The sequence below is a fragment of the Flammeovirga aprica JL-4 genome, from assembly GCF_012844305.1.
GTDB classification, from domain to species: Bacteria; Bacteroidota; Bacteroidia; order Cytophagales; family Flammeovirgaceae; genus Flammeovirga; species Flammeovirga aprica.
Map to the genome: position 1 here is coordinate 44,558 of NZ_JABANE010000047.1, position 23,841 is coordinate 68,398.

The 23,841-nt window shown below is 35.1% G+C and carries 17 protein-coding genes and 1 other RNA gene; 6 read left to right on the forward strand and 12 right to left on the reverse strand.

Translation table 11 applies throughout. The features are described 5' to 3' along the window. The first annotated feature begins 31 nt into the window (after positions 1-31). From HHU12_RS17360 to HHU12_RS17370, 3 genes are all read left to right on the forward strand, one after another. Positions 32-2,227, forward strand: coding sequence for a cation:dicarboxylate symporter family transporter (locus HHU12_RS17360; RefSeq protein ID WP_205959913.1), 2,196 nt, complete (start codon positions 32-34; stop codon positions 2,225-2,227). A 99-nt stretch (positions 2,228-2,326) separates the two neighbouring features. Beyond that, positions 2,327-3,787 (forward strand): L,D-transpeptidase, encoded by a 1,461-nt coding sequence (locus HHU12_RS17365; protein WP_169658006.1) that lies wholly within the window; start codon positions 2,327-2,329, stop codon positions 3,785-3,787. Further along, positions 3,784-4,284 (forward strand): PD-(D/E)XK nuclease family protein, encoded by a 501-nt coding sequence (locus HHU12_RS17370; RefSeq protein ID WP_169658007.1) that lies wholly within the window; start codon positions 3,784-3,786, stop codon positions 4,282-4,284. The genes HHU12_RS17365 and HHU12_RS17370 overlap by 4 nt, the downstream gene beginning before the upstream one ends. Positions 4,285-4,429: 145 nt before the next feature. Here the strand turns inward: HHU12_RS17370 and HHU12_RS17375 are convergent, their stop codons facing one another. From HHU12_RS17375 to HHU12_RS17395, 5 genes are all read right to left on the reverse strand, one after another. Then, positions 4,430-4,657 (reverse strand): hypothetical protein, encoded by a 228-nt coding sequence (locus HHU12_RS17375; protein ID WP_169658008.1) that lies wholly within the window; start codon positions 4,655-4,657, stop codon positions 4,430-4,432. Between the two features lie 212 nt (positions 4,658-4,869). After that, a complete protein-coding gene (locus HHU12_RS17380; RefSeq protein WP_169658009.1) occupies positions 4,870-5,790 on the reverse strand; it encodes a hypothetical protein in 921 nt (306 codons plus the stop codon). Between the two features lie 86 nt (positions 5,791-5,876). Beyond that, positions 5,877-6,293 carry a hypothetical protein gene (locus HHU12_RS17385; RefSeq protein ID WP_169658010.1) on the reverse strand — a complete coding sequence of 139 codons (417 nt, stop codon included), beginning with the start codon at positions 6,291-6,293 and terminating at the stop codon, positions 5,877-5,879. 234 nt (positions 6,294-6,527) lie between these two features. Continuing rightward, entirely contained in the window at positions 6,528-10,064 is a 3,537-nt protein-coding gene (locus tag HHU12_RS17390) for a SpoIIE family protein phosphatase (protein ID WP_169658011.1), read from the reverse strand. Positions 10,065-10,340: 276 nt separating this feature from the next. Beyond that, positions 10,341-10,955: a DUF4230 domain-containing protein gene (locus tag HHU12_RS17395; RefSeq protein ID WP_169658012.1), complete on the reverse strand. Its 615-nt coding sequence runs from the start codon at positions 10,953-10,955 to the stop codon at positions 10,341-10,343. A gap of 386 nt (positions 10,956-11,341) precedes the next feature. Between HHU12_RS17395 and HHU12_RS17400 the strand changes: the two genes are divergently transcribed. Next, on the forward strand, positions 11,342-14,257 hold the full coding sequence (locus tag HHU12_RS17400) for a DEAD/DEAH box helicase (protein ID WP_169658013.1): 2,916 nt from the start codon (positions 11,342-11,344) through the stop codon (positions 14,255-14,257). A gap of 143 nt (positions 14,258-14,400) precedes the next feature. Beyond that, an RNA gene (gene ffs, locus HHU12_RS17405) (signal recognition particle sRNA small type) lies at positions 14,401-14,491 on the forward strand. Between the two features lie 97 nt (positions 14,492-14,588). On the opposite strand, the gene HHU12_RS17410 is transcribed toward ffs, so the two are convergent. Next, a complete protein-coding gene (locus tag HHU12_RS17410) occupies positions 14,589-14,954 on the reverse strand; it encodes a hypothetical protein (RefSeq protein WP_169658014.1) in 366 nt (121 codons plus the stop codon). A 192-nt stretch (positions 14,955-15,146) separates the two neighbouring features. Here HHU12_RS17410 and HHU12_RS17415 point away from each other — a divergent pair, with 192 nt between their 5' ends. Then, complete coding sequence (locus HHU12_RS17415) at positions 15,147-16,577, forward strand: TMEM43 family protein (protein ID WP_169658015.1); 1,431 nt, start codon at positions 15,147-15,149, stop codon at positions 16,575-16,577. Between the two features lie 77 nt (positions 16,578-16,654). Here the strand turns inward: HHU12_RS17415 and HHU12_RS17420 are convergent, their stop codons facing one another. From HHU12_RS17420 to HHU12_RS17445, 6 genes are all read right to left on the reverse strand, one after another. Beyond that, positions 16,655-18,886 carry an FAD-dependent oxidoreductase gene (locus HHU12_RS17420; RefSeq protein WP_169658016.1) on the reverse strand — a complete coding sequence of 744 codons (2,232 nt, stop codon included), beginning with the start codon at positions 18,884-18,886 and terminating at the stop codon, positions 16,655-16,657. A gap of 2 nt (positions 18,887-18,888) precedes the next feature. Beyond that, positions 18,889-19,317 (reverse strand): DUF2141 domain-containing protein, encoded by a 429-nt coding sequence (locus tag HHU12_RS17425; protein ID WP_169658017.1) that lies wholly within the window; start codon positions 19,315-19,317, stop codon positions 18,889-18,891. A 148-nt stretch (positions 19,318-19,465) separates the two neighbouring features. Continuing rightward, the gene (locus HHU12_RS17430) at positions 19,466-20,332 is read right to left on the reverse strand and encodes a LytTR family DNA-binding domain-containing protein (protein WP_169658018.1); all 867 of its coding nucleotides are present in this window, start codon (positions 20,330-20,332) and stop codon (positions 19,466-19,468) included. Positions 20,333-20,489: 157 nt separating this feature from the next. Beyond that, a complete protein-coding gene (locus HHU12_RS17435) occupies positions 20,490-20,996 on the reverse strand; it encodes a hypothetical protein (protein ID WP_169658019.1) in 507 nt (168 codons plus the stop codon). Between the two features lie 69 nt (positions 20,997-21,065). Further along, positions 21,066-21,698, reverse strand: a complete 633-nt coding sequence (locus HHU12_RS17440; protein WP_169658020.1) for an RNA polymerase sigma factor — start codon at positions 21,696-21,698, stop codon at positions 21,066-21,068. A 28-nt stretch (positions 21,699-21,726) separates the two neighbouring features. Further along, a complete protein-coding gene (locus HHU12_RS17445; protein WP_169658021.1) occupies positions 21,727-23,706 on the reverse strand; it encodes a CHAT domain-containing protein in 1,980 nt (659 codons plus the stop codon). Positions 23,707-23,841 lie beyond the last annotated feature (135 nt).

The following is a 23,841-nucleotide window of genomic DNA, read 5'->3' on the forward strand; positions in this document are numbered from 1 at the left end:
CAATCCTTTTTTACTTACTACAAAAAACTATATGTCTAATCCATCCAAAACTTCAAAGGAAAAGAAACCAATGACATTATCAACCAAAATTCTAATAGGCCTGTTTTTAGGCATTAGTGTTGGTTTGTTTTTCGGGGAATACTGTGAACATCTTGGAATTTTTGGTGATGCATTTATTGGGCTGTTGCAGATGACTGTACTGCCTTATATTGTATTCTCATTGATCGTCAATATAGGACGTCTTTCTTTAGAGGAAGGACGTAAACTAATCATTAATGGTATTCGAACTTTAGCATTATTACTAGCGATTGGTATTGGCGTTGTGTTAATTCTTCCCTTTGCTTTTCCTGAATGGAAGTCCGCTAATTTTTTCAGTACAAGTTTTATTACCCCTCCACCTGAAATTGATTTCCTGAAATTATATATTCCTTCCAATCCCTTTTTCTCACTAGCAGAAAGTAAAGTGCCGGCAGTAGTGTTGTTTTCTATTTTAGTCGGCATTGGTGTGATGCAAATCAACGGAAAGGACAAGGATCTTTTACTAAATAGCTTGGATGCCTTTAATAAAGCATTAAACCAAGTGAACAAACTGGTAGTGAAGCTTACGCCTGCAGGTGTTTTCGCTATTGCGGCAAGTACAGCAGGAACGATGACATTAGACGAATTAGGGAAAATGCAGGCCTATCTGCTTACCTATATTGTTGCAGTGCTTATTATGGTATTTTGGGTGTTGCCTATGTTGATTTCCGCCTGTACTCCTTTCAAATACAAAGATATTTTCAAGTTTACCAAAGCCACGCTGATTACCATTTTTGCCACGGGTAAAATCATTGTAGTGCTTCCTCAATTGATTGAGGATTTGAAGGAATTATATAAGGAATACGACTTAGGAAATGATGAAAATAATGCTGGTACTGATATTTTGATGCCCTTAGCTTATCCATTTCCTAATTTGGGGACATTGGTAATTTTTGTTTTCGTACCCTTCGCTGCTTGGTTTGTAGGTAATAGTATCACTTTTCAAGATTACCCAATGTTTGTGGGAGCTACCTTGCTGAGTAGTTTTGTGGCACCTGTGACAGGTATTCCGTTTATGCTTGACATTTTAAAAATACCGAAAGATATGTTTCAACTTTTTGTTGTTTCTACGGTATTTACAGACAGGGTGAGGGTAGTGCTGGGAGCCATGCACTTGATTACGCTTACAATCCTTACATTAGGCACATCTCATGGCTTTTTCAAGATCAAGAAACGTAAAATATCGATGCTGATTACCGTTTCTGTAGGTTTGTTTATAGGAACACTTATTCCACTCCGTTACTTCTTAGCTTATTCTCTAAAAGATGTATATCAAAATGATAAAGTAATAGCCAATATGCAGTTGGTACATCAATTAGTACCTTTTAAAGTATTGCCTGAAGCATCACCTAATCCAGTTCCATTAAAAGCAGGAGAAGGTATTTTGGATAGAATAAAGAGAAGAGGAATTATAAGAGTTGGTTTCTATGAAAACGAAATTCCATTCAGTTATTTCAATGCAAAAGGAGAGTTAGTAGGTTTCGGTATCGATATGGCACACGTTTTAGGCTCTGTGCTTGATGCTGAAATTGAGTTTGTACCTATTACAGTAGGGAATATGCCGGAAGAGCTGAAAAATGATAATTTTGATATTGTCATGTCAGATATTTTTATGTCAAGTAAATACTCTGCAGAATTAGCTTTCTCAAAACCGTACATTGATGTGACAATGGCACTTGTAGTGGGAGATCACGCAGATCAATTCAAGACTTTTGAGAAAACAGCGGCATTAGATTCTTTCAATATTGGTTATTTTGAAAGACGTGATGTTGCAGAGAAGTTTTTAAAATATTTCCCGAACGCCAAAGCAGTACGTTTAGATTCTGTTGATGAATTCTTCGATAATCAACCTGACAGTATTCCGCTGAGTGGTTTGCTAACAAGTGCAGAAAGAGGAGCCGCTTTGACGCTCTTGCACCCGGAGTTCCAGATTGCAAATCCAATGCCTTACAGTATCACTCTGCCTCTTGCTTATCCGGTAGGCAATAATGATGAAAACATGGCCAACTTTGTTTCTGATTGGATCGAGGTCAACCGCAAAGATGGAACAATACAGCGTTTTTATGATTACTGGATCTTAGGTGAAGATCCTACAAGTACAGACAAACACTGGAGTGTAATCCGGAACGTTTTGCATTGGGTAGACTAGTTACAAAAGAAAAATTCTAAGGTGGGTGAAAGAACTACACCTTAGAATTTTTTGTCTTTAATATAAAATCCTTCTTCAATCTCTATATTCATTTCTCTTATGATAACACATCGCAATAGAGTTATTTTAGGCACCTTAATACTTTTATTTTTTTCGTGTGCCACTCAGCAATCACAAAAGAAAACAGATGATCTGACAGCTTTTTCTTCAGAGGATTTTAACTGGAGAAATTTAACAGGAAAGGCAGTTTATGTGAGTTCAAGAGGAAGTGTGCCTGCAAGTATAAAAGAGGAAGTGTATACAATTCCTGCCATTCAACAGTTGGAAGAAGCAAAAGAACTGATGCCAGTCAGTTTGGGAGAACTTACTCAAAAGTTTCTGAATCAGCTATTGGAGCAATATCCTGAACTAACAGAACACCAAAAGGAAATGCTGAACGCTGACTCTAAATGCGGTATGCGCGTATTGTCTAAAAAGTCAGACCCAAAATATTACGCATTTGTGCATCAGAAACTCCAAAAGGCATTTCTTTATTTGAGAAAAACTAAGGAGATTCAGTCAGGGTATGCTTTTGTAGGAAATATTGCGAAGAAAAATGTAGGAGGACAGAAAGGGTATATCATTAATATGGCGAATGGGGAATTAGTGGAGATTGATATCTCTTCGGCATGGAAGGGAGTTGGGTTTGAGAATGATTCAGGACAGACGCCATTGGGTTATTTTTTAGTATATCAAGATTATCATCAAAAAGGATGGCAGTCCAGAACGATTACGACTGATCCTAAGCATATATTTTACCAACTTCACCGTCAGGCTTATGATGGAGAGGCAATGTACATCTACAGAAAAAATACTAAAATTGAAAAAGCGTATATCTGCAGTAATCAGTTTGGTTTGATTGGACAGAACTTCGGTTCTGAATATGTAGATCTTGCCGCACCTCAATATTTAAAGAAATCTCCCGAGGAAGTATGCTATATTGACAACAGTAATTCAGGAAAAAGACAGTTATATATTCATGGTTCCAACCGTGTGGATCAGTTGGGTTTTGCACTTTCCGGAGGTTGTGTGAGGATTTCTAATATCAACTCATTTATCATTAAAGAAATAGTTGCCAAACAGGGAACGATGCCCGTTTTTCTTGATGCTGTTCCTTTCCATGCTCCTAAGCCAGTGAAAGTTCCAGGATTTGATGATTCAGATTTAGAGTCGATCTATAATTCTCAGTCTATTGTCATCAGAAAGCAAAACTTGCTTGATTCAGCATCCTTGCTTAAAAAACTTTATGCGAATGTATTGCCAGAACTAGCCAATTCATTGGCCTATAGAATGTCGAAAGTGGATAAACAACATGCTAATGTGGATATTTATGTGACTGTGCCTTTTCCAGAGTCGGCAATGAAATATTGGCTTACACTGCACCAAAGTGATGAATATGAAGATATTCCGCTTCAGCAACATTTTGGTTTTAAAGGGGAATATTTTAAAAATGTCAACAGAATTTCCTCAAATCCGTTCTTTAAGGCCTATCATTCAAAAGACTGCATTATATGGAAATGATTGACTCTTTAACACAAGCAGATCCTGAGATTTTTGCCAGTTGGGAGCATTTGGAATGGGTAAAGAAATATATTCCGTTTAGAGGAAACTCAGTAATGGTATCAGAAAGCAACGGCATTGATTATAATGATGTGGTATTAATGCAGGCTTATATTTATGCATTAGGAGAGGAGGAGTTGTACAATAGAAGAGTAAAAGCTGGAAAGCTAGTTTCAGTAAAAGGACAGTTTTTTCAAGATAAATTATATGATGAATACGGAATGACGGAAGCCTTGAAAAAAATGGACGAGACAGGGCTGTGGGTACTTTTCCAATACTCCCACAGTTCAGAAAACAGGACATTAATGAAGATGGTTTCAGTGGCTTATCCTAAAGAAGAAATGCTTTATGGAATGAAAATGCTTGCGGAAGCCTATTACAGTAAGTATAAGTGGAAAGCGAATCAGTATATAATATCTTCTGAGGTGGATGGTGAAACATTATCACTGGCTGATTAAAAGAAGCTCCAAACATACTCTTAAATAAAATAGCCCTTTCTACATCATAGAAAGGGCTAATCGCATCAGAGTAAATAGTCTTTGGATTATAAAGCATCCTGTAAAATAAATTTGAAATTCACTTTCTCAGGAAGTTATAATTTCTTTAAGCGATGATTCCGTCCAATTCAATATAGAAATCAATCACATCTTCAAGGTGTAATAGTTTTTCATGATACTTTTCATCTTCAGTAAGATCAGTTGAGGAAGACTCGAAAAATGTTTCTTCTGACTCATCATTGTAATAGAGTGTGATTTGAAAGCTCATATCTTTCGATTCTGCACGCTCCAAACCACCTTCCCAAAGGTACTGTTGTTGATTTACTAAACTCATAGTTTCAATTTAATTGGGTTTCAACACTATGAATATACTACTTAACTTTAAGAGAAAAGCACCTTTTTTTGATAGTTCATTTAATGGTAAAATAGCCTTAATGAACCCCTCTGATAGGATGAACTGAGCGTTAAAGATTACTTAATAAAAAAGCTTTCCATACCATTGAAGTATATAGAAAGCTTTAGAATAAGATTTATTGAGTCAGTGATTTAGAATTTCCAACCACCGTAAAAACCAATTACTAATGTTCTTGTAAGACCATCGGGACGAGCAGTTCTTGCCATTACAGGAAAACCAAGGTCAGCACCTAAAGTATATTCTCCCCAACTTTTCGAAAGACCTCCAGTTAAGTTTAAGGTAAGACCGCTTGATCCATCAATCTCTTTGCGTATATTATCTTCAGGATCTACATAAGTATCATTTCCCATATGAACAATTCCGAGTAAACCGGCTTTCCAGTTGATTTTTTCTGGGTTCTCTTTTGAGTACTCAGCTCTGATGGCTAAATCGGCTTGTCTTTCAAATTGATTCGTTGTCCATGATTCGTTATCAGGATCAGCTCCTGTTTCCACAAAAGTATTCTCATTTTGAGTTAATGGCTGTTGGTATCCTGCTGAGAATAAAAATTGATTGTATCTTACCGCAACTCCCCCTAAAATATCGTATGTACCCAAACTTGGTTGATAAGCCATAGGAAGTGGATTGCCATTATGCATTGCATTACCGTCTTGGAAAGGAATTTTAGTACCACCAAAAATAGTCGTCGTCACTTGGTCTCCTTTGTAAACAGGAACTGATAGTGATAAAGTCAAATCGCCTAAACCACTGGCATTACCAAGATCACCCGTAGAAATGATATAAGGCAATTGGAATTGGAAATAAACGGCATCTTTAATATTATAATCTCCTTCTAATTGTAAACCAATCACATGGACCTGTTTCTCCCCTAGACCATAAGAAGGTCTGAAGCGGAGCTCGCCATGAGTAGGAGTATCATTAAAGAATTCACTGCTTTTCATAGGACCAATACTACATAATCCGGCATCGGCACAGCCTTGTGCATTGGATTGCACTGTGAAGAGAGCACAAAAAGCAAGAGCTAGAAGTGTTTTCGAAAAAATGTATTTCATAATAATGAGAGTTATGTAAAAAGTGATGCATCGTACAACACTTTAGTTAGATTGATAATGTTTGTTTAACTGAATGTTGTTGTAATTTACAATTTACTTTTATTAACTACCATTTTTTTAAAGTAAAATGTTGCTTCTTCATTATTATTTTCGTGGAAATACAGGTCTGTAAGGTTGTTTTTAGACTCTATTGTGATGGAAATTTCATTTGGCTTTTTGATTTGAGTGTAGAGTTTGTAAAAGCCACTCTTGTCTTCATAGATGTTGGGTCTCACTTCAAAAACCTCTTCGAACAGGAAGTTTTTTTGAATGCATTCAAAAGCGATAAGTTTATTTTTTTCAAAGAAGAAGTGCCATTCCTCTAGTGGATGAGTCAATGTGATCACATTTCTTTCCTCAGCGTCATACTTGTCTAATAGCCCTTCATCTTCAATAAGGTAAATTGTTTTGTAGGAAGTATCGACTTGCTGAGATTGGGCAAATAAGTTATTTGAGAATAACATAAATAGCAAAATAATGAAGTAGGGCATTTATAGAATGTGATATGTTATATTAGAATGTGTTATGTAAAAATAATAACTTAAAATTTCTTAAAAAATTTATTTATGAACTTTAATGCAACTTTTAGCTCAGTTGTCTTTCAGGTAATTTGCATTGTTGGTTTTAGTTGAAATTTGTCAGTCGTAAAAAAAGGAAGCTCATTTTGAACTTCCTTCTTAATGATTTTATATTCTGATTTAGAAGATTGATTGTCTCTGTGCTTCGTGTTCATCGACAAGTAGAATTTCTTTTTCACTTTCCTCGTCAATAATTACGTGCGGTTTCAGACCAATCACCAACATATCATCAATTTGTTTCTGATTGCCATGAAGCATCCATTGTTCCATAAACTGATCCAATGCTTTACCCTGAAGGTCCATTTCTTTTTCATGGATAGAATAAAGAAGCTCTTTAAATGGTCTCTGCATCAATTTACGGCCATTAGGACCACCAAACTGATCTTGGTAACCATCAGAACAGATATACATTACTTTGATATCTTCTAAAGGCAGTGAATAAGAATCAAATACTTTCTTCTTCGTAGCCTTACCACCAATACCAAACTTACCACCTTTCAAACGCTTCAATTCGTCAGGATTGTGATTGTCGATATAGTATAAAGGTCTGCCTGCACCTGCAAAAGTCAATGTTTTACGCTTTGGAGAAACCACACAGATGGCAATATCCATACCGTCACGGCTGTTTTCATTTTCTGCTTGATTCAAGGCTTGACGAATCATATCATTCATCAGTTTCAAAATTCTACCCGGATCAAGAATACCTCTTTCGTATACAATTTGGTTGAGAAGGTCATTACCAATCAGTGACATGAAGGCACCCGGAACACCGTGACCAGTACAATCGGCCGCTACAATGATATGGTTTTCGTTTTTCTCACCATACCAGTGGAAGTCACCCGATACAATATCTCTTGGTTTCAAGTACACAAAACCATCCCAGTGCTGACCAATACCTTTCATTTGTTCTGCCATTTCAGTAGGCTGACCAAATACGGCGGTTTGCATTCGTCTTGCATAGTTTACAGAACTCTTCACTTTGTCGTTGTGTTGAGAAAGTAGGAGGGCTTGTTCTTTTACAAGTTCGTTTTGTCTAAGGATTTGCTCCCTGTGACTCTTCATCTCTTGGTGCTGTTCACGAATAGTACGTGAAGTTTCCTCAAGTTCTGTGTTTTTATCTTTTAGCTTAGAAACGGCTTTATCGGCCTCTCTCTTCGCTCTTTCAAGTTCTTTGGTGTTATGGTTTAGAATGGCCTCTGATCTTTTCAGTCTGTTGAAGGCTTTTTCCAACTCATTGTTCTTCTCTGTTAATTCAGAAGACTGTTGCTCTACCTCTTGTGTTCTTAGGTTTACTTGTTCCTCCAGTTTTTTCTGCTCTCTTCTACTTCTAAGGATGTTAAGCTGAACGAAGATAAGGACAATCGTAATTGTACCCACTACATAGATTACGTAACTCCACCATTGTTTATAGAAAGGAGTAAAAACTGAGAATCTGAAAGATAAAGGTCTACTCCATGAGAAGTTACCTGTTTTTCTACCTCTGATTTCTAATGTGTAAGATGATCCCGGCTCTAGTTTATCAATTAATAAACCTTCATGGTCTTTTTCAAAGTTGGTCCACTCATCTAATCCTGGGTAACCTAAAATACGTTTTTGCAAGGCAACGTTTTCAGTTGGATAAACAGGAATATGGAAATCAACTCTCAAATATGAATCTGACGCTACTTCTGGTCTTTCATCATTGCTGATCTTATCACCACCCACGTGCACCTGCTCAATAAAAGGCTTCGGAGTTTCTTTTAATACCTGTAAGTTTGGAGCGAAACCAATACCTCTGGTAGAAGAGATAAATAATTTACCGAACTCATCAATGTAGAGACCTCTGTGGTTTAACTGACCATCAGGAAGACCATCTTTATAAGTATAGCGTAAGTACTCGTCGTGTTCAAAATTGTAACGAATTAGACCTGATGGAGTTGCAATCCAAAGTTGTTGCTCTGAAGGGTCAATGGCTAAAGCGTTATTTGAGATAGATGTGAAATCACCAAGGTTTAAACGCTTGATTTTTCCATCTTTTAAAATCAAAGTACCATACGAAGTACCTAAGATTACATTACCATTTGAAGTCTTTCTGATATCATTAGTTTGAAGGTTTCCTCCCGACTTGAAGTTTAGTTCTTCAGTAAGGTTATCAAAACCATCAATCACTTCATTGTATTGGAAAACTAACCCTTCTTTGGTTGTACCACCTAAAAGGATTTCATTAGCATCTGTAATTTCTATACTGATTGCTCTACTAGAAACGCCTTCTTCTACACTATATATTTTTGTTTTGCCGTTAGGCTGAATCTTGATTACACCTGCAATACCATCTTGACAAACCCATAAGTTGCCGTATTTGTCTTGTTTTATAACAAAGATGGCTCCACCGATATTAGAAAGGTCGAAATTTTTGATTGCTTGCTTGCCTTTCCATAAAACAAGGTGACCTTCTGCATCTGAAGTCCATACACCTCCTTTAGTTGGTAAAACATTTAAAAAAGCATTTCCTGAAGGCTTTACTTTTATCTTATGGTTAAGTTTAAATTCATTGATAGAGTTTAAGCTACCCGAGTAGAAGTTGTCTCCATCTGTGAAATATAAATTCTTATCGTCACCATTAATGTCTTGGATAAACGAAGTAGTGATGTTTTGAGCAAATTGATTAAAAGGAAGCTGTTGGAATAAAGAAACCCCGTTGTCTCTTGCTAACCAAAGATCCAAGTCGTTGTAATACATTGCATTACCATTGTATACACCTAATTCAGCATCCCTGTGGAGTTTGAAACCTTCATAAGTACTCTCCAGTCTGTACATACCTTTTAACCAACAAGAAACCATATAAGTATCAGTGCCGATTTCCTGAATGTAGGAAGCGTCTAATCTTTGACCAATTTGTTTGCGGGTTACTTTATTTCCTTTGATTTCTACAAGAGAAACACCTTTTCCTGTATCAGCAACAAGGAAAGAAGAACCGTTGTACCAAATCGCATGTTGAATGTTGTCTAATGCTAGATTCGCATTAAGATTATAGAACTGATTAGCCTCTTTGTCAAATTTTAAAACTGCCCCTGTGTGATGGAAAGCGAACAATTCTCCATCGATATTTTCTACAAGCTGGAATGATCTGTTTTGAGCCTCATTAATTAAATCAAAATTACTGAACACCAACTCAAATTTTCCAGAAGGAGCCTGTTTGAAAATTTGTGAGTTATCAGCAGCCCAAAGCACATTGTTTCTGTCCTCATAAAGCATTTTTCCGTAGTACAGATCTCCTTCATCAGCGTCAGGCGTTTTTGTCTGCATCAACATTTTGAAAGTCACTTCATCAGGCGTGCTGTATATCTGAACAATTTCTTTGTCTGTAATCGCATATAATGAACCGTCCTTTTTCTGCAAAAGTTGTTTTATGTAATTACTGTTAAGCTGGCTGCTTCCGTAACTTTTGAAGGTTAAGCCATTATAGCGTACTAGGCCATTGTCAGTACCCATCCACAAATAACCGATAGAGTCTTTTGCAATACTTTTGATGTACTCTGATTTCAGACCATTATCCTTAGAATAGTGTGTACTTAGGATATTCTGAGCTGATAGGGATGTACTGATGAGAAGTAAAGATGAGGTAATAAGTTGTATGAAAAAATGAATACGGAGATTCGAATTTGTTGCTCTACCCATAACAAAAAAATGCGATTATGATATATGATTCAAATGGACAGTCTTTGATATGTTAAAAAATAAAGACTAATGAGTTGCTGTATATTACAGTTTTTTCTCAAAATAATCAAATATTAGAATGTTTAGATTCTAAATATGTAATAGAATGCTAAATGTTTAATAATTATATATGTTAATAGCCCTCAAAAGTGGACAACAGTTGAGTGTTATATTATTATTAAAATCAATAGAAATATTTGAATAGTACTATTTTTGAGGAGAAATGAAGGTGTTTTTTTATTTTCGCATGTAGTGCAGATTTACACTGTCTTTAAAATTAATTTTCACCTTTCTGTGCCCGCTAATTCTAGATAGAATGGGAGCGAGGTACAGTTTAGCGTTTTCTTTCGCTTTTGCTTCCAGCTGCATTTCCTGTCCTGTCTTTTTAAGTTTTTTCTCTGCTTCAATGTACAGCTGATTCATAGCCTCGGGGCTTGCAAACTCAGAAGAATAAACTTTGACTTCTTTAGGATTGACTCTTCCATCAATATTCAGCATTGGAAGATCAACAACAACTGTAGAGTCAATAATGTGAATATCATCTTCCTGAATTTCGCTTAAGTTGATATAAGCTACAATTTCACCGCCAATAACAGCAAGGATTTTTGATTTGAAATAATCTTTCGCAACAGGAATATCAGCAAAATATTCACTGTCTTCAGTATATTCTGCTACATCTCTTACATGTGCTTTGTATAACTCAAGTCGGCCAAGACCTTCTAACTCTTCTACAATTAATTGATGTTCATTAGTAGTATCAGCGTAGCTTTCTGAAAAGAAATCCCAAACGATATAAGTAGCCATAAGTATAGCCAAAACAGTAAGGATTGATGTATGTAATTTCGAGGACATAATCTTAATTTTGGATCGTTAGATTAAACGTAAATTTAAGTGCAGAAAATTCAAATCGCTAACATTCAGCAGAATGACTTACAAATGTTTACATAATTAATGTTAGTAAATAAAATTTACTTAAAGATGGTGATTTTTCTTAACATATTTTGCTTCTAATACAGGAATGTTATGGCTGATATTATAGATTAAACAGACTTTAACCTATTGAAAATTAAGAGGAAACAATGTTGTGGAAAATAAGTGTTTAAATTATTTTCCGCAGGTCTCAAAAACTAGGATTGCACTACTTTTTAACCTTACGATTTGTTGATAAGATTAATTATACTACTTTTGATGATTTAGAAATTGGAAAAATTGTTTAGTAAAAAGAGTTCTGAGCGCAGATGAAAGTTTCCACATCCCAACCCTTTCAATTGGTTTTTTCTTTATTTGAACATCAATTTTTAGGCTATTTATTTGAATCCTTTGTGGTGCAGTTAAACCACGATAATAAGTTGACCCTTCAACATCAGAATATTTCTGCAAGAAATGCCCATGAGTTTTCGAGCAGGCTGGATGAGAAGGATTATGAACTGATAGACCTGATGGACAACATTCAGCCCGATGCTGTGGCACATCGTTTTGGTGGAAAAAAACGACAAAAGGCCAATGCGTTTTTCTTATCTACTTTTGATGAGAAGAAGGGTGATGAATTGCTTCAAAAAAGAATTCTGGATTATGTGGAGGAAGAAAGAATTAAAATCCTCAACCGTCTGACGGGTAAGATGGTTTTTGAAATGGGAAAAGACGGAAATCCTACTTACAAAACAATCCGCGTTCAGAAAGAAAAAGCATCTATTACTTTCCGTTTCTGGAGAAATAAAGATAAAGAAAATACCAACTACAGGCCTTTCATGTTTTTTAATGGTGAAAAGGTCGAGTTCCAATATAAAAATGCTGTGCTTCTTTCTAACAAACCGGCTTGGTTGCTGTTGGAAGGAAAGCTTTACACTTTCGAGGGTGAAGTGGATGGCAAGAAAATCAAACCATTCTTATTTAAAAACTTTATAGCGATTCCTAAAAAAATGGAACCAAGCTATTACGAAAAGTTTATCACTCACCTGATCGAAGATTATAGAGTAAAAGCAGACGGTTTTGAAATAGTCCGTCTGGAAGAAGAAGCTTCGGCCTCATTACTTTTAAAAGAAATAGTGACGGCAGACAACGGATCGGAAGAAAGTGAACCTGTAGTCAATGATGTGGAGTTGAGCCTCGTCTTCAAATATGGAGACCGTGTGGTAGAAGGAAGTACTATTGGTAAAAAGAGTCATGTAAATTTAGAGTATATAGACGATGAATTTACATTCTATAAAATGAACCGCAAGGTCAAATATGAAAAAGCGGTAAGGGATAATGTGATGCAGTTGGGATTGGAGATTGGCAAAAAAGGGAAAGTGATTTTACCGAAAAACGATGCCTTTTCATGGATCTCAAATAATGCTCAAGCCCTTGAGGAAAGCAATGTCTTGATTGATCAGGACGGTGCAATCGAAAAGAAATACTTTATCGGAAAATCAGTCATCAACTTAGAGGTGGAAGAGGACCGAGATTGGTTTGATATTAAAACCAAAGTCCTTTTCGGTGAATTTGAGATTCCTTTTACCGTTATCAGAAAGCTAATTGTTTCGGGCCGTCATGAGTTTGAATTGCCGAATGGAGAAATTGCTGTGATTCCGAATGTTTGGTTTTCTCAGTATCAGGAGCTTTTCTATTTCCTTAATAATGACTCTGAAACACCAAGATTGCACAAACATCACTTGGCATTAGTACAGGAATTGAAGGAAGGATCATTAGCTAAAGTGAGTTTGAATGAAAGACTTTCTAAGCTGAATGATTTTGATAAAATTGAAGATTATGATGTGCCTAAAGGTTTCAAAGGAAAACTGAGACCTTACCAAAAAGCAGGTTATAATTGGATGAGATTCCTTTCTGAGTACAATTTTGGTGGCTGTTTGGCAGATGATATGGGTCTGGGTAAAACCGTTCAGACCTTGGCTGTATTAGAGCATGAAAGAGGTGCGGAAAATGGCACTTCTTTGCTTATTATGCCTACTTCACTGGTGTATAACTGGGAAATGGAAGCCAAGAAGTTTACACCAAAAATGAAGATTTTAAACTATACAGGTACCAATAGACAGAAGAACCCTGAAAAGTTCGGATTGTACGATTTGGTGATTACTTCATATGGTACAGCTCGTATCGATGCCGATATTTTATCGCAATACTTCTTCAATTACATCATATTGGATGAAGCGCAGATTATCAAAAACCCTTCGTCTATTGTTACTAAATCAGTCAATCAACTGAAATCAAGAAAGCGTCTGTTACTGACAGGTACGCCAATTGAAAATACCACAATGGACCTTTGGTCAGAGATGAACTTTGCGAATGAAGGGCTTTTAGGAGGACAGAACTTCTTTAAGAAGGAATTTTTACATCCAATTGAAAGAAAGAAGGATGAAGAGAAATATGCAAAGCTTTACCGCTTGATCAAGCCGTTTGTGATGCGCAGGCATAAATCACAAGTCGCCTCTGAATTGCCGGAGAAGATTGAGAAGGTGATGTATATTGATATGACTTCTGAGCAGAAAGCAAAATATGAAGAAATCAAGTCTTCGTATAGAAATGAGATTCTAGAGCATATTGAAAGTACAGGAGTGAAAGGGTCTCAGTTTATGCTTCTCAAAGGTTTGACGGAACTAAGACAGTTAGCGAATCACCCGGTGCTCTTAGAAGAGAAATACGAGCATTCTGCAGGTAAATTTGATGAAGTGATCCGCTCACTGGAAAATGCAACAGCAGAAGGTCATAAAATTTTAGTCTTTAGTCAGTTTGTAAAGCATCTAACACTGTTTAGGAAAGAACTTGACGATAAAGGTTTTGATTATGCTTATCTGGACGGGGGAACGAAAGACAGAAAGAAAGAGGTGAACAAGTTCCAAAACTCTAAGAAAGTTCAGATCTTCTTGATTTCCTTAAAAGCAGGTGGTCTTGGTTTGAACCTTACTGCGGCGGATTATGTTTTCATTCTTGATCCTTGGTGGAATCCAGCCATCGAAGCGCAAGCAGTAGATAGGGCACACCGAATCGGTCAGGAAAATAAGGTGATGGTTTATAAATTTATTACCAGAGGTACGGTAGAAGAGAAAATTTTGGCTTTACAGCAAAGTAAAAAAGAGCTGGCCGATACTTTGATCACCACTGAGGAAAGCTTTATGAAGAAGTTGAGCAAGGATGATATTACAAACCTTCTCTCATAATGTTTTCAGCTTTGAATTTTTTTTCAATAAAAAAATCATCTTTAATTTATTGAAAGCTAAATAATTAGCGCTAACTTATAAGTTTTTGAGAAAAAAATAATAAAAAACCATTGCACAATAAAAAAATGTACTTACCTTTGCATCGCAAGTCGGGTCGATTTGCTCCTCCGAATCCCCCAGGTGCGGAAGCAAGCAAGGGTAAGGAGTTGAGCGATGCGTTCCCGGCTTGTTTTTTATACAAGAAATTTTACTAAAAAAGGCTGTCTTGATTTTGAAATCAGGACAGCCTTTTTTGTTCACAATTAAAATAATTCTACCCGAGGGTAGTGAATTATTTCTTTTTAGTACTGCTAGATGAAGAACTAGAAGTTTTCTTTTGTGAAGAGCTACTTGTTGATGTTTTCTTTGTATCTGAAGAACTGCTTGTCGATGACTTTTTAGTAGCTGAAGAACTTGTAGTTGCTTTTTTCTGTGGAGAAGTGCCTCCAACATTGCATCCGCTTTTAAATTTGCATACAGACATTCCTGATTTAAGAGAAGTAACTTCTGTTACTTTATTCTTACACTTTTTCAAGGCAGGGCAATCCTTTTTGATGTGAGCAACTTTACTAGTTCCACAGATGTAGTACTTTGTTGCGATAGGGGTTGCGATGGCAGTCGAAAAAGTTAATGCTAATGCAATAGCTAAGAATTTCATATTTAAAAAATAAGATTCGTTGAAGATTAGTTTAACTGACTTAATATATGTAAAAAAAATTATAAACCCGTAACACTGCTGATTTTTTATTTTATTGAATTTATTGTAGTTTGTGTCGGTGTAAAAGCAAATGCAAGTGAACTTTGTATTTTTTTTAGCAAATTATTTTTCAACTTCAAACAATATATTCAAATGACTAATAACGAAGAAGAAGAGTTTTTCAACGAAAACGAAGAAACAAATGAAGGGTCTTCAGCTGAAGATGATTTTTTTAATGAGGCATCTGATGATGAAGAGGCTGAAGAAGAACAAGCAGATGAGGAAGAAGAAGTAGAAGAGGAGGTAGAGGCTGAAGAAGAATCTATGGCGGCTTCTTTTGATGAAGATTCAATGGAAGAGGATCATTTCGCAAGTGATTATGAAGATGAAGTAGACGCAGTAGACAGAGAAGATCGATATGTTGAAACATCAACAGAATCTTACGGTCAGCGTATTGGTAACTCATTGTTTGGGATTTTATTTGGATTCGTACTATTATTCGGTTCGTGTTATTTATTATGGTGGAATGAAGGTCGTGCAGTAAAAAGAGCTGATGCTTTGGAAGAAGGTGCATCTTCTTTTGTTGTTGCTGATGTAAATAAAATTGATCCGAAAAACGATGGCAAGTTGGTGCACGTCGTTGGTACAGTTCATACTGATGAAAATTTGAAGGATAAGAAGTTCAAAGTGGAAGTGAAAGGTTTCTCTTTAAGAAGAGAAGTGAAAATGTTCCAATGGGTAGAAGACGTAAAATCAAAGTCTGAGAAAAAGCTTGGAGGTAGCAAAGAAACTACTAAAGAGTATACTTATAAAAAAGAATGGTCTAGTTCTTTAAAGAATTCAGAAAATTTCAAAATTGCAAAAGGACATAAGAATCCAAAAAGATTCTTATACAAGCCAACTACTTACAATGCGAAGAAAGCTACTTTTGGTGCTTATGATGGATCTCAATTAATGGGTGGTCGTTCAGAAGATGTAAAAGTGAGCGAGGCGAACATTGAAGGTAATAAGTATGCTAAACTTGTAAGCGAAACAGAAATTTTCGTTGGTAAGGGTACATTCTCAGATCCTAAAGTAGGTGATATGTTAGTTTCATTTTCTTATGAGCCGAATGACGTTACAAAAACTGTAATGGCGAAGCAGCAAGGAAATAAGCTTGTGAATTACACTACAAGTGATGGAGAAACTCTTTATGAGGTTAATTTAGGTGAGGTTTCTCCGAAAAGCGTAATCAAAAAGGCTGAATCTGGAAACAATTTCGTTTTATGGTTATGTAGAATCGGTGGTATCATCTTGATGTTTATCGCATTCTCAATGATCTTCAATCCTTTAGCAGTACTTGCAGATGTTGTTCCATTTATTGGAAGCATTGTTGGTTTTGGTGTTTCATTAATTGCAGGTGTGTTGACAGTTTGCGTAAGTTTCGTAACAATTGCAATTGCTTGGATTGCAGCCCGTCCTATTTTAGCTTATTCTTTATTGGGAATTGGTTTAGTAGCTGGAGCTTTCTTCATCTATAAAACTTATATTGAGAAGCCTAAAGAGGGAGCAGCTCAAGAAGAGAAAGAATTAGAAGAAGTGTAATAATTAAATTTCACTCTTAAAATAGTATAGCTCACTGCACTATCAGATCTAAGATTTGATAATGCAGTGAGTTTTTTTTACCCAAAATCATCCGCAATAATATCTTGACTTGGGATTTCAAGACCTTGTAGTTCTTTTTGCATTCCTACTACAAAAGCCCTTCCCCCAACAATACAAAAACGATGTTGCTCCAGGTTTTCAATTTTTCCTTTGATATAAGATTTGTCTATCCTCTTTTCAGTAGCAGTCAAAACAGTATGATAGCTGAAGTTTTCACTTTCCAAATCGATAAAATGATCATGATAAGCAGAAGCCTCAAGTGTTTTATTAGAATACAGTAAGGTGATAGGTGTATTTTGATTCTTCTTTTGATATTCCTTGATCAGTGGAAGAATGGGAGTGATACCAATACCAGAAACTATAAATACAATTCCTTTATCCTGCTGACTTAATTTCTTCTGTGTGAAATCGCCAATAGGGCCATAACATTTGCATTTTGCACCATCATCCAATGCCATCAATGACTTTTTATAACTACTATCGCTCAATCTTAAAGCAAATCGTAAATAAGGCTCGTCAGGGTGAGAAACGAACGACAGGGCTCTGTGCGGTATCTCCACTTCATTGAATTTAGGGTTAATCAATTCAAGAATGCCATATTGACCCGCTTGGTATTCAAAACCCTTTGGCTTGGTGAAAGTAAACTCATAGGTGTTATCAGCAATACACTCTTTTTTGATCAGCTCAATGACATTTTCATCTTCAAGAATACCATAATCCGACACCGTAGTTTTAATCTTTTTATTGACTTCCTGTGCACTTAAGAAACCACTGATGATTGCACCCGTAAATCCGCCGCCAGGGAAAGTCCATGCACCGGCAAAGTGTAAGTTCTTGATTGGAGACGTCAAAGGTGTTCTATTTCTTCCAGCTTGTTCGGCGGTTTGCGCAAAACCATAAGGTGTTCCCTCAGGATTCATCGTGTAGCGTTGTATCGTTTTAGAAGTTCCCACCTCATAATATTCAATTTCATCTTTAATACCCGGAAAATGCTCTTCTAAACGGTTGAAGAAAATTTCAGCCACTTCTTCCTTCTTTTGAGTGTACTCTTCAGGCGATAAGCTTTCCCAATCTGTAAGATAATCTGCCGAACAAATTGCTCCGAATGATTTTCCCTCCGGTGCCAATTGCGAGTCAATTTGACTGTAATCTACAAATACAAAGTTTCGCTTATCCCATTCTCCTTTATTGTTGCTGTAAACATCTTTGATGCTTGATACATTGTCATCTGTAATAAAAGTAGAATAATATTTATTGCCCAATGCTTTTATCTCTTTCTTGAAACCAATGTAAATACTTAATAAAGAGCAAGCGGCTTTCAAGTTTTTAATTTTATGATTCAGCTTTTTTCCTTCTTTTTCAGGAAGTAATTTCTTTACTAGAGGAACCGCTGTATTGGCAATGATTTTTGATCCAAAAACAGTATGAGTTTTACTCGTATTGTATTTGTCGGTAAACTCCACACCAACAGCTTTACCGTTCTCAATAATAATCTTGTTAACTTTTTTACCTACTTGCACCTGTCCGTTATGTTGCTCAATCACCGAGGCTAAATAATCAGATAGTTTCTGAGATCCACCTTTGATAAAGTGTCCTCCACCTTGGATATAACTTGATTGTGCCGCTGAAAAATAAATCATTGACATCGTGTACGGATCGTCATGATAATAAAGTAGGTTGGCCTGAAGCAATAACTTCAGGTCTTCATCTTTGAAATAATAATCCAGCCATTCCCCAACAGTTTTTCGTGATGCTTTAACGACATTAGGGTGAGTAAGAGGCATAAATGGCAGTTTTAAATTCTGTTTCCATTTTTTAGTAGGAAAACTAGGAAGCTCTTCCAAAACACCATCCATCAATGCCATAAAACCTCTAATTCCTTTTTCTTCTGAAGGAAACTTCTCAATTAAAGCTTCAATACTTTCATCATTTCCATGGGGAAAAACAAAATCCAGATTTTTAGATTTCATGCGGTATAATTCCGGTACTTGAATCAGATCCACATTTTTTTCGACCTCTAGAAATTTAAAAATATCCAGCTTCAAATCTTTCTCAAAAAGGCCGTCCATTTCATGAAGCCCTACTTCCATTACATAGTCTTTTCTTTTGAAAGTAGTAGCACAGCCACCCACCACATAATGTTGTTCAAGCAGCAATACTTTTTTACCTAATTTGGCTAAAGTAGCACCAGCAGTCAGTCCGCCTAATCCGCCGCCAATAATGATTATGTCAAATGTATTTTTACTCATGATTAATTCAGTTTTATAGTTAATGAAATAGTTTTGTTTTGATTGAAATTAAAAGCGGCTTCCTTGAAATCAGGAGGTCCGAATTTTGAGTCTGGGTTATTGGAAAAACCATATTTCTCTTTTGGAATACCAACCCAGTTTTTATCTAATTCATTATTATTATTTTCATCATGCCAAACCGCAATAGCGTATTCACCTTTTGGAAGATTGGTGATAGCACATTGTACTTTTCCTTTCTGTGCAGGAATAACTTTTCCCTGATAGATTTCTTTGTATTTAGGGAATGTATTTTCTTTATTATAAATACCGATAACGATATTACCTTCACTAGAAGCTATATCAGAAATTGTAACTTCAACTGTATTTTTATCTTCTGTTACATTCAAGTAAAAGGAGATGAAAAATGTGGATAAAAAGAGCAGTGTCTTCATTTGTATTATTATTTTACCAGTGGATAACAACACAAACATACAGGGTGTAGAATCAGTACACTAGGAAGAAGTTACAAGTGGGAAGATATGACGTGAAGTGACGTTTTTGAGTGATTAAAAGGCATTTTTGTGACGAATGGGAAGGCCTTTACAGATAAAAATCAATTAATTCTTTTGAAAAGGAACGAGAAATGGGGATTGGGAAAGGTAGGTTTTGAAGTTGAATTTCATAGTTTCTAGCATTGCCTGATACTTTTTCTAGGTGTTGGAAATTGGCAATGTAAGAACGGTGACAATGATGGAAATCCTTCTCGCTTTCTAAAATAGATTTCGCTGTTTTGAGTGGCAGACGGATCACATTTTTGAGCAGTTGATCATTTTTCCATTGATAAACTTCCAAGTAATTTCCTTCAGATTTAATACAAAGTAATTCATGTGGTAAAGAAGAGATAAATTGCTTTTCAGTACCAATTTTATAAGCCTCTTGATTTACCTCAGTACTTTTTATTTTATGTGATAATATATTTTGATTGATTGATTCTGCTTTAGATTCTTTTTCTTCTCTTAATCTTCTTTCTAAGAATAATACTAAAAAAGCACAAGGAAAGATGCCGACGGATAGCGTGATAAAAATAAAATAGGGAAATGAATGATTGTAAGTATTAATAGTAGGAAAGGAGCCAAGGTACCGAGTGTATGCCCAGTTCAAAGCACTAATTAATAGCAATTGAAAGAGTACATACAAAATCGTTTTGCCAACATTCCATCTGTCGCTATGGAACACCGAAGGGAACGTTTTGGGAAGTACAAAAAATACGAAACTCACCACTCCAAAAGTAATGAATCCATAACCTGATATAAATAAGGGTTTGTTGAGCTGCACTTGATGCAATTCAAAAGGTTGAAAAATCAAAAGAAAAAGGTAGACAAACACACCTGCTAAAATGGAAAATATCCATCTTGAACGATGAGAACTTAGAAAAGGGAAAGGTGCTTTTAGCAGTTTCAGTATCATTTACTTTATCTTTAACCATTATTTTAAGTAAAAATATTACCTAAATAAATAAATTCAACTTCTGTAATGATAATATTTGAGTATAAATAGAAAAACCCCCACAAGACTAGTAATTAAGTCAAGTAAGGGTTAAATCGAAGTAGAGGTTATTATCTAGTTAAAGATTAATTTTCTTCTTTAATGCTAATAGGGTAATATCTATTTTGAAAGTAGTAGAAATTCGATTGTGATATAGATGTTCTTTATCCTTTTCGATTTTCTGTAGTATTACTTTTGCATCATCATAGTTTTCCACGCCAATATTAGCTTGTAGATTCAACCAATCTTTGTGATCAGATTCTTCAATATCTGAAAGGAGCTCTAAAATCTGCTGGTAATTTCCCTTATCAAGTTCTTCATGAGCGAGCATCAATGCTTCATTAGAAGAAATTTGTTCAGCTCTGTATTGATAAGAGTAAACAGCATCTGTAATTACAGCTTCTTTTGTCACTTGAGCAGTGTAAAAAATAAACCCGCTCATTAATAACAAGGAAGCAGCGAGAGAAATATTCCAGTTTCTCACCCGATTTTGCTTCCTTTTCGTTTTCATTTTATCTCTAATCGATTTTACTTTTTTATTTTGATGAGATAACCGAATTCTTTTTTCAATTGTATTGTATTCCATATCGATGTACTTCTAAATAACTATTAGATCCTACTTTGTATATTTTGTAATCAGTGAAGTAGAAAAAAATTAAAAACAAGATGAAATGATGCTTAAAAGATCATCTTTGTCATCAATACTGCCATCCAATCCCTTCTTTAAATATTTTAAGCATCTGCTTTTCTTATTTCTTATAGCTTGTTCAGAAGAATATTTATCCTTAAATGTCACAAGAATTTTCTCATAGCTCATTTTCTTGAAGTAATAGTATTTCAAAATATTTTGGCAGTCTTCACCAATTTGAAGAAGTAAACTTTCAAATACATTTCTGGTATCCAGGTCGTCTTCCTCACCTAGAGGGACCTCATTGAGTAAATGCTTATCATTATGAAACTGCCCGTCATATTCTACGGTACTGAGCCTGTTTCTTTTTTGTAGCGTTTTCAGCCACATATTTTTCGCTATTGTGATGAGATAGGTCGAAATTTGAGCAGTTCCTAAAAAATTTCCATCTTCTATACTTAAGATTACTTTTGATAGAGCCTCTTGAAATACGTCTTCAGCATCTTCAGTAGCTCCATTCATCTTTAAAATGATGTGTTTTACAGTATCAAAGTGGTGGTCATAGATATATTGTATAGTATATTCAAAGTCATGATTCTCTTTGATGTTGCTAACAATTTGCTCAGTAGTTAATTTTTTTTTGAAAATTTTGAAAGTCATTTAAATAATTGTTTTAAAGTTTTTATAATTAATACAGTGACAGTGTTTTAAGAAATTGAACTTTCAGGCTAGGAGAAGTAATTGGATTAGTATTTCCGGTTAGGATTAAACTTCCCCAAAACATAGGGTTATTGTACAGATATTCTTTTTCACTTAATAAATCGAGTTTTGCTTTCTGTAAAGCAATATCCTTATCCCATCCTTCTTTTAAGTAAATATAAAATTGACTCATTATGGCAGAGGATGCTTGGTCGTTTACATTCCATTTTCCTGCAACGATACTTGGTATTTGGGCATAGGCAAAAGCACGTTGTAAGCTCAAACTTCCTTCTCCATCCATATACTTTCCATTAGCTGATTGACAAGTGCTTAATGTTACTAATTCAAGATTAGAGAGGTGTAGTTTTTGAATATCATCAAACGTTATTTTATCACTCATACCAGTGTTGGGTGACAACTTGATAAACGATTTTTGAGGAATATTATCAATGTGTGTATGTGTTGCAAAATGAAGAGTTTTAAAATGGTCTTGTTTTATTTTCTGGTAAGTTGTATTGTAATTAGCCTCCTCATTGATCAGAAAGTCATCACAAATATTTTTCACTTCCAATTTTGAATAACTAAGATTGGAAGAAGCAAAAGGAGCTATTCCAAATGTTGTAATTTTGTCACTAATAATAGCTTTTCTTTTGATTGCATCTTTATATTCATGATGTAAAGAAAAAGAATAACTAACCGCAAAATCCTCAATTAGGTATTCATTATTATATCTTAATATTTCAAATGGAATAAAGGATAACGCTTGTCCTGTAGAAATAATAACGCGTTTTTTTTCTGTATGCTTTAATGACTCAGGGAGAATCTGATTCCCTACAATATTTAGTTTTTTAATAAAGTCTCTTGAAATAAAATAATTACTCTTCTCAAAAGCATCTTCGAGATCTGAAAGTATTTGAGTTTCTGAAACCCCAATTTTCTTTTTTTCTAAAGTATATTCTCCATTGTGGTAAGAAATAATCAGGAGAGTATTATCAGTAAGATGGTAAGAAATAAAAATTTTGTCTTCATAGTACTTCTCAAAGTACTGATCCATTGTTTTCTGATCCAATAGTGGAGATAATTGTTTTAAATGATCGTTGGTATCAAAAACAATTTCTTGCTGTATATATTCTTCAAAGTTTGGATTGGAGATATTAGAAGATCTTTTATTTAGAATATTTGATTTTAGATTCTCGACAATTTCTAATGTTTTAGTAAGGTACTCTAACCGTTGAGTATTTTGATATTGAGTAGAGAAGAAATCAATCCATTCATTTTGAATGGCCTTCATTTCTTTAAAATGCATTAGCTGATCTTCGTCTTTTAGTTGGTTGCCAATAAAAGATTTAAATAGAGTATAGCTTTTCCAGTAATGTTTTTCTTTTTCTTGAACATCTGAAGCATAGTGTCCTTTAAAGTGATGAAGTAGAATGGCTTCATATTTTAAAGGCTCGCTTTTATAATTAAAAGTTTTGTTCTTTTGATCAAGTATGTATTGTGCTGAATCAAGATAGTGGTGTTGCCTTTCCCCTTGTTCTTGGTAATATTCTTCTAAAGATCGGAAGAGAGATGACCCAATAATATGGATAGTGAAGTTAGGTAAAGACTTCCCTTGATGATAATAATGTATACCGTGTTCAAGGTGTTGTAGTCTCAATGTTTCTTGTTTAGTTTTCTTATAACATTCAGCTAACTTAAGATGAACCCTTGCCTTGTAAAAGTTTCTTAGAAGAATTTCATCTTGACTGTAGAAAAAATCACCTGGATCTTTAAAATAAGCCTCGTACGTTTTGATGAATTGTAGTAAGAGAGGAATTGCTTTTGAATAGTCTTTTTTCTTTATATAATAATTACCTAAACGATAAAGGTGTAGCCCATCGTTTTTTTGTGGATAGTTATTTAAGAGCTGGTAAGTACTAAATATTTCACTTTCATTACCTAACCTGATATTGATATATATTTCACTCATCTTGTGCCACTCATTTCACTGATATTGTGCCACTTTCAAATTGCTATTAGCAAGATATTGAAAAATAAATTAATATTACTCTTTTGTTTCTAATGTCCTAAGTGATTTCCCCTTTAAATCCAATCTATGTGATGA

What these genes read in the sequence shown, in the direction of transcription:
- HHU12_RS17360 (WP_205959913.1), top strand. Translation starts at nt 32, where the DNA reads ATGTCTAATCCATCCAAAACTTCAAAGGAAAAGAAACCAATGACATTA.
- HHU12_RS17365 (WP_169658006.1), top strand. Translation starts at nt 2,327, where the DNA reads ATGATAACACATCGCAATAGAGTTATTTTAGGCACCTTAATACTTTTA.
- HHU12_RS17370 (WP_169658007.1), top strand. Translation starts at nt 3,784, where the DNA reads ATGATTGACTCTTTAACACAAGCAGATCCTGAGATTTTTGCCAGTTGG.
- HHU12_RS17375 (WP_169658008.1), bottom strand. Translation starts at nt 4,657, where the DNA reads ATGAGTTTAGTAAATCAACAACAGTACCTTTGGGAAGGTGGTTTGGAG.
- HHU12_RS17380 (WP_169658009.1), bottom strand. Translation starts at nt 5,790, where the DNA reads ATGAAATACATTTTTTCGAAAACACTTCTAGCTCTTGCTTTTTGTGCT.
- HHU12_RS17385 (WP_169658010.1), bottom strand. Translation starts at nt 6,293, where the DNA reads ATGTTATTCTCAAATAACTTATTTGCCCAATCTCAGCAAGTCGATACT.
- HHU12_RS17390 (WP_169658011.1), bottom strand. Translation starts at nt 10,064, where the DNA reads ATGGGTAGAGCAACAAATTCGAATCTCCGTATTCATTTTTTCATACAA.
- HHU12_RS17395 (WP_169658012.1), bottom strand. Translation starts at nt 10,955, where the DNA reads ATGTCCTCGAAATTACATACATCAATCCTTACTGTTTTGGCTATACTT.
- HHU12_RS17400 (WP_169658013.1), top strand. Translation starts at nt 11,342, where the DNA reads ATGAAAGTTTCCACATCCCAACCCTTTCAATTGGTTTTTTCTTTATTT.
- HHU12_RS17410 (WP_169658014.1), bottom strand. Translation starts at nt 14,954, where the DNA reads ATGAAATTCTTAGCTATTGCATTAGCATTAACTTTTTCGACTGCCATC.
- HHU12_RS17415 (WP_169658015.1), top strand. Translation starts at nt 15,147, where the DNA reads ATGACTAATAACGAAGAAGAAGAGTTTTTCAACGAAAACGAAGAAACA.
- HHU12_RS17420 (WP_169658016.1), bottom strand. Translation starts at nt 18,886, where the DNA reads ATGAGTAAAAATACATTTGACATAATCATTATTGGCGGCGGATTAGGC.
- HHU12_RS17425 (WP_169658017.1), bottom strand. Translation starts at nt 19,317, where the DNA reads ATGAAGACACTGCTCTTTTTATCCACATTTTTCATCTCCTTTTACTTG.
- HHU12_RS17430 (WP_169658018.1), bottom strand. Translation starts at nt 20,332, where the DNA reads ATGATACTGAAACTGCTAAAAGCACCTTTCCCTTTTCTAAGTTCTCAT.
- HHU12_RS17435 (WP_169658019.1), bottom strand. Translation starts at nt 20,996, where the DNA reads ATGGAATACAATACAATTGAAAAAAGAATTCGGTTATCTCATCAAAAT.
- HHU12_RS17440 (WP_169658020.1), bottom strand. Translation starts at nt 21,698, where the DNA reads ATGACTTTCAAAATTTTCAAAAAAAAATTAACTACTGAGCAAATTGTT.
- HHU12_RS17445 (WP_169658021.1), bottom strand. Translation starts at nt 23,706, where the DNA reads ATGAGTGAAATATATATCAATATCAGGTTAGGTAATGAAAGTGAAATA.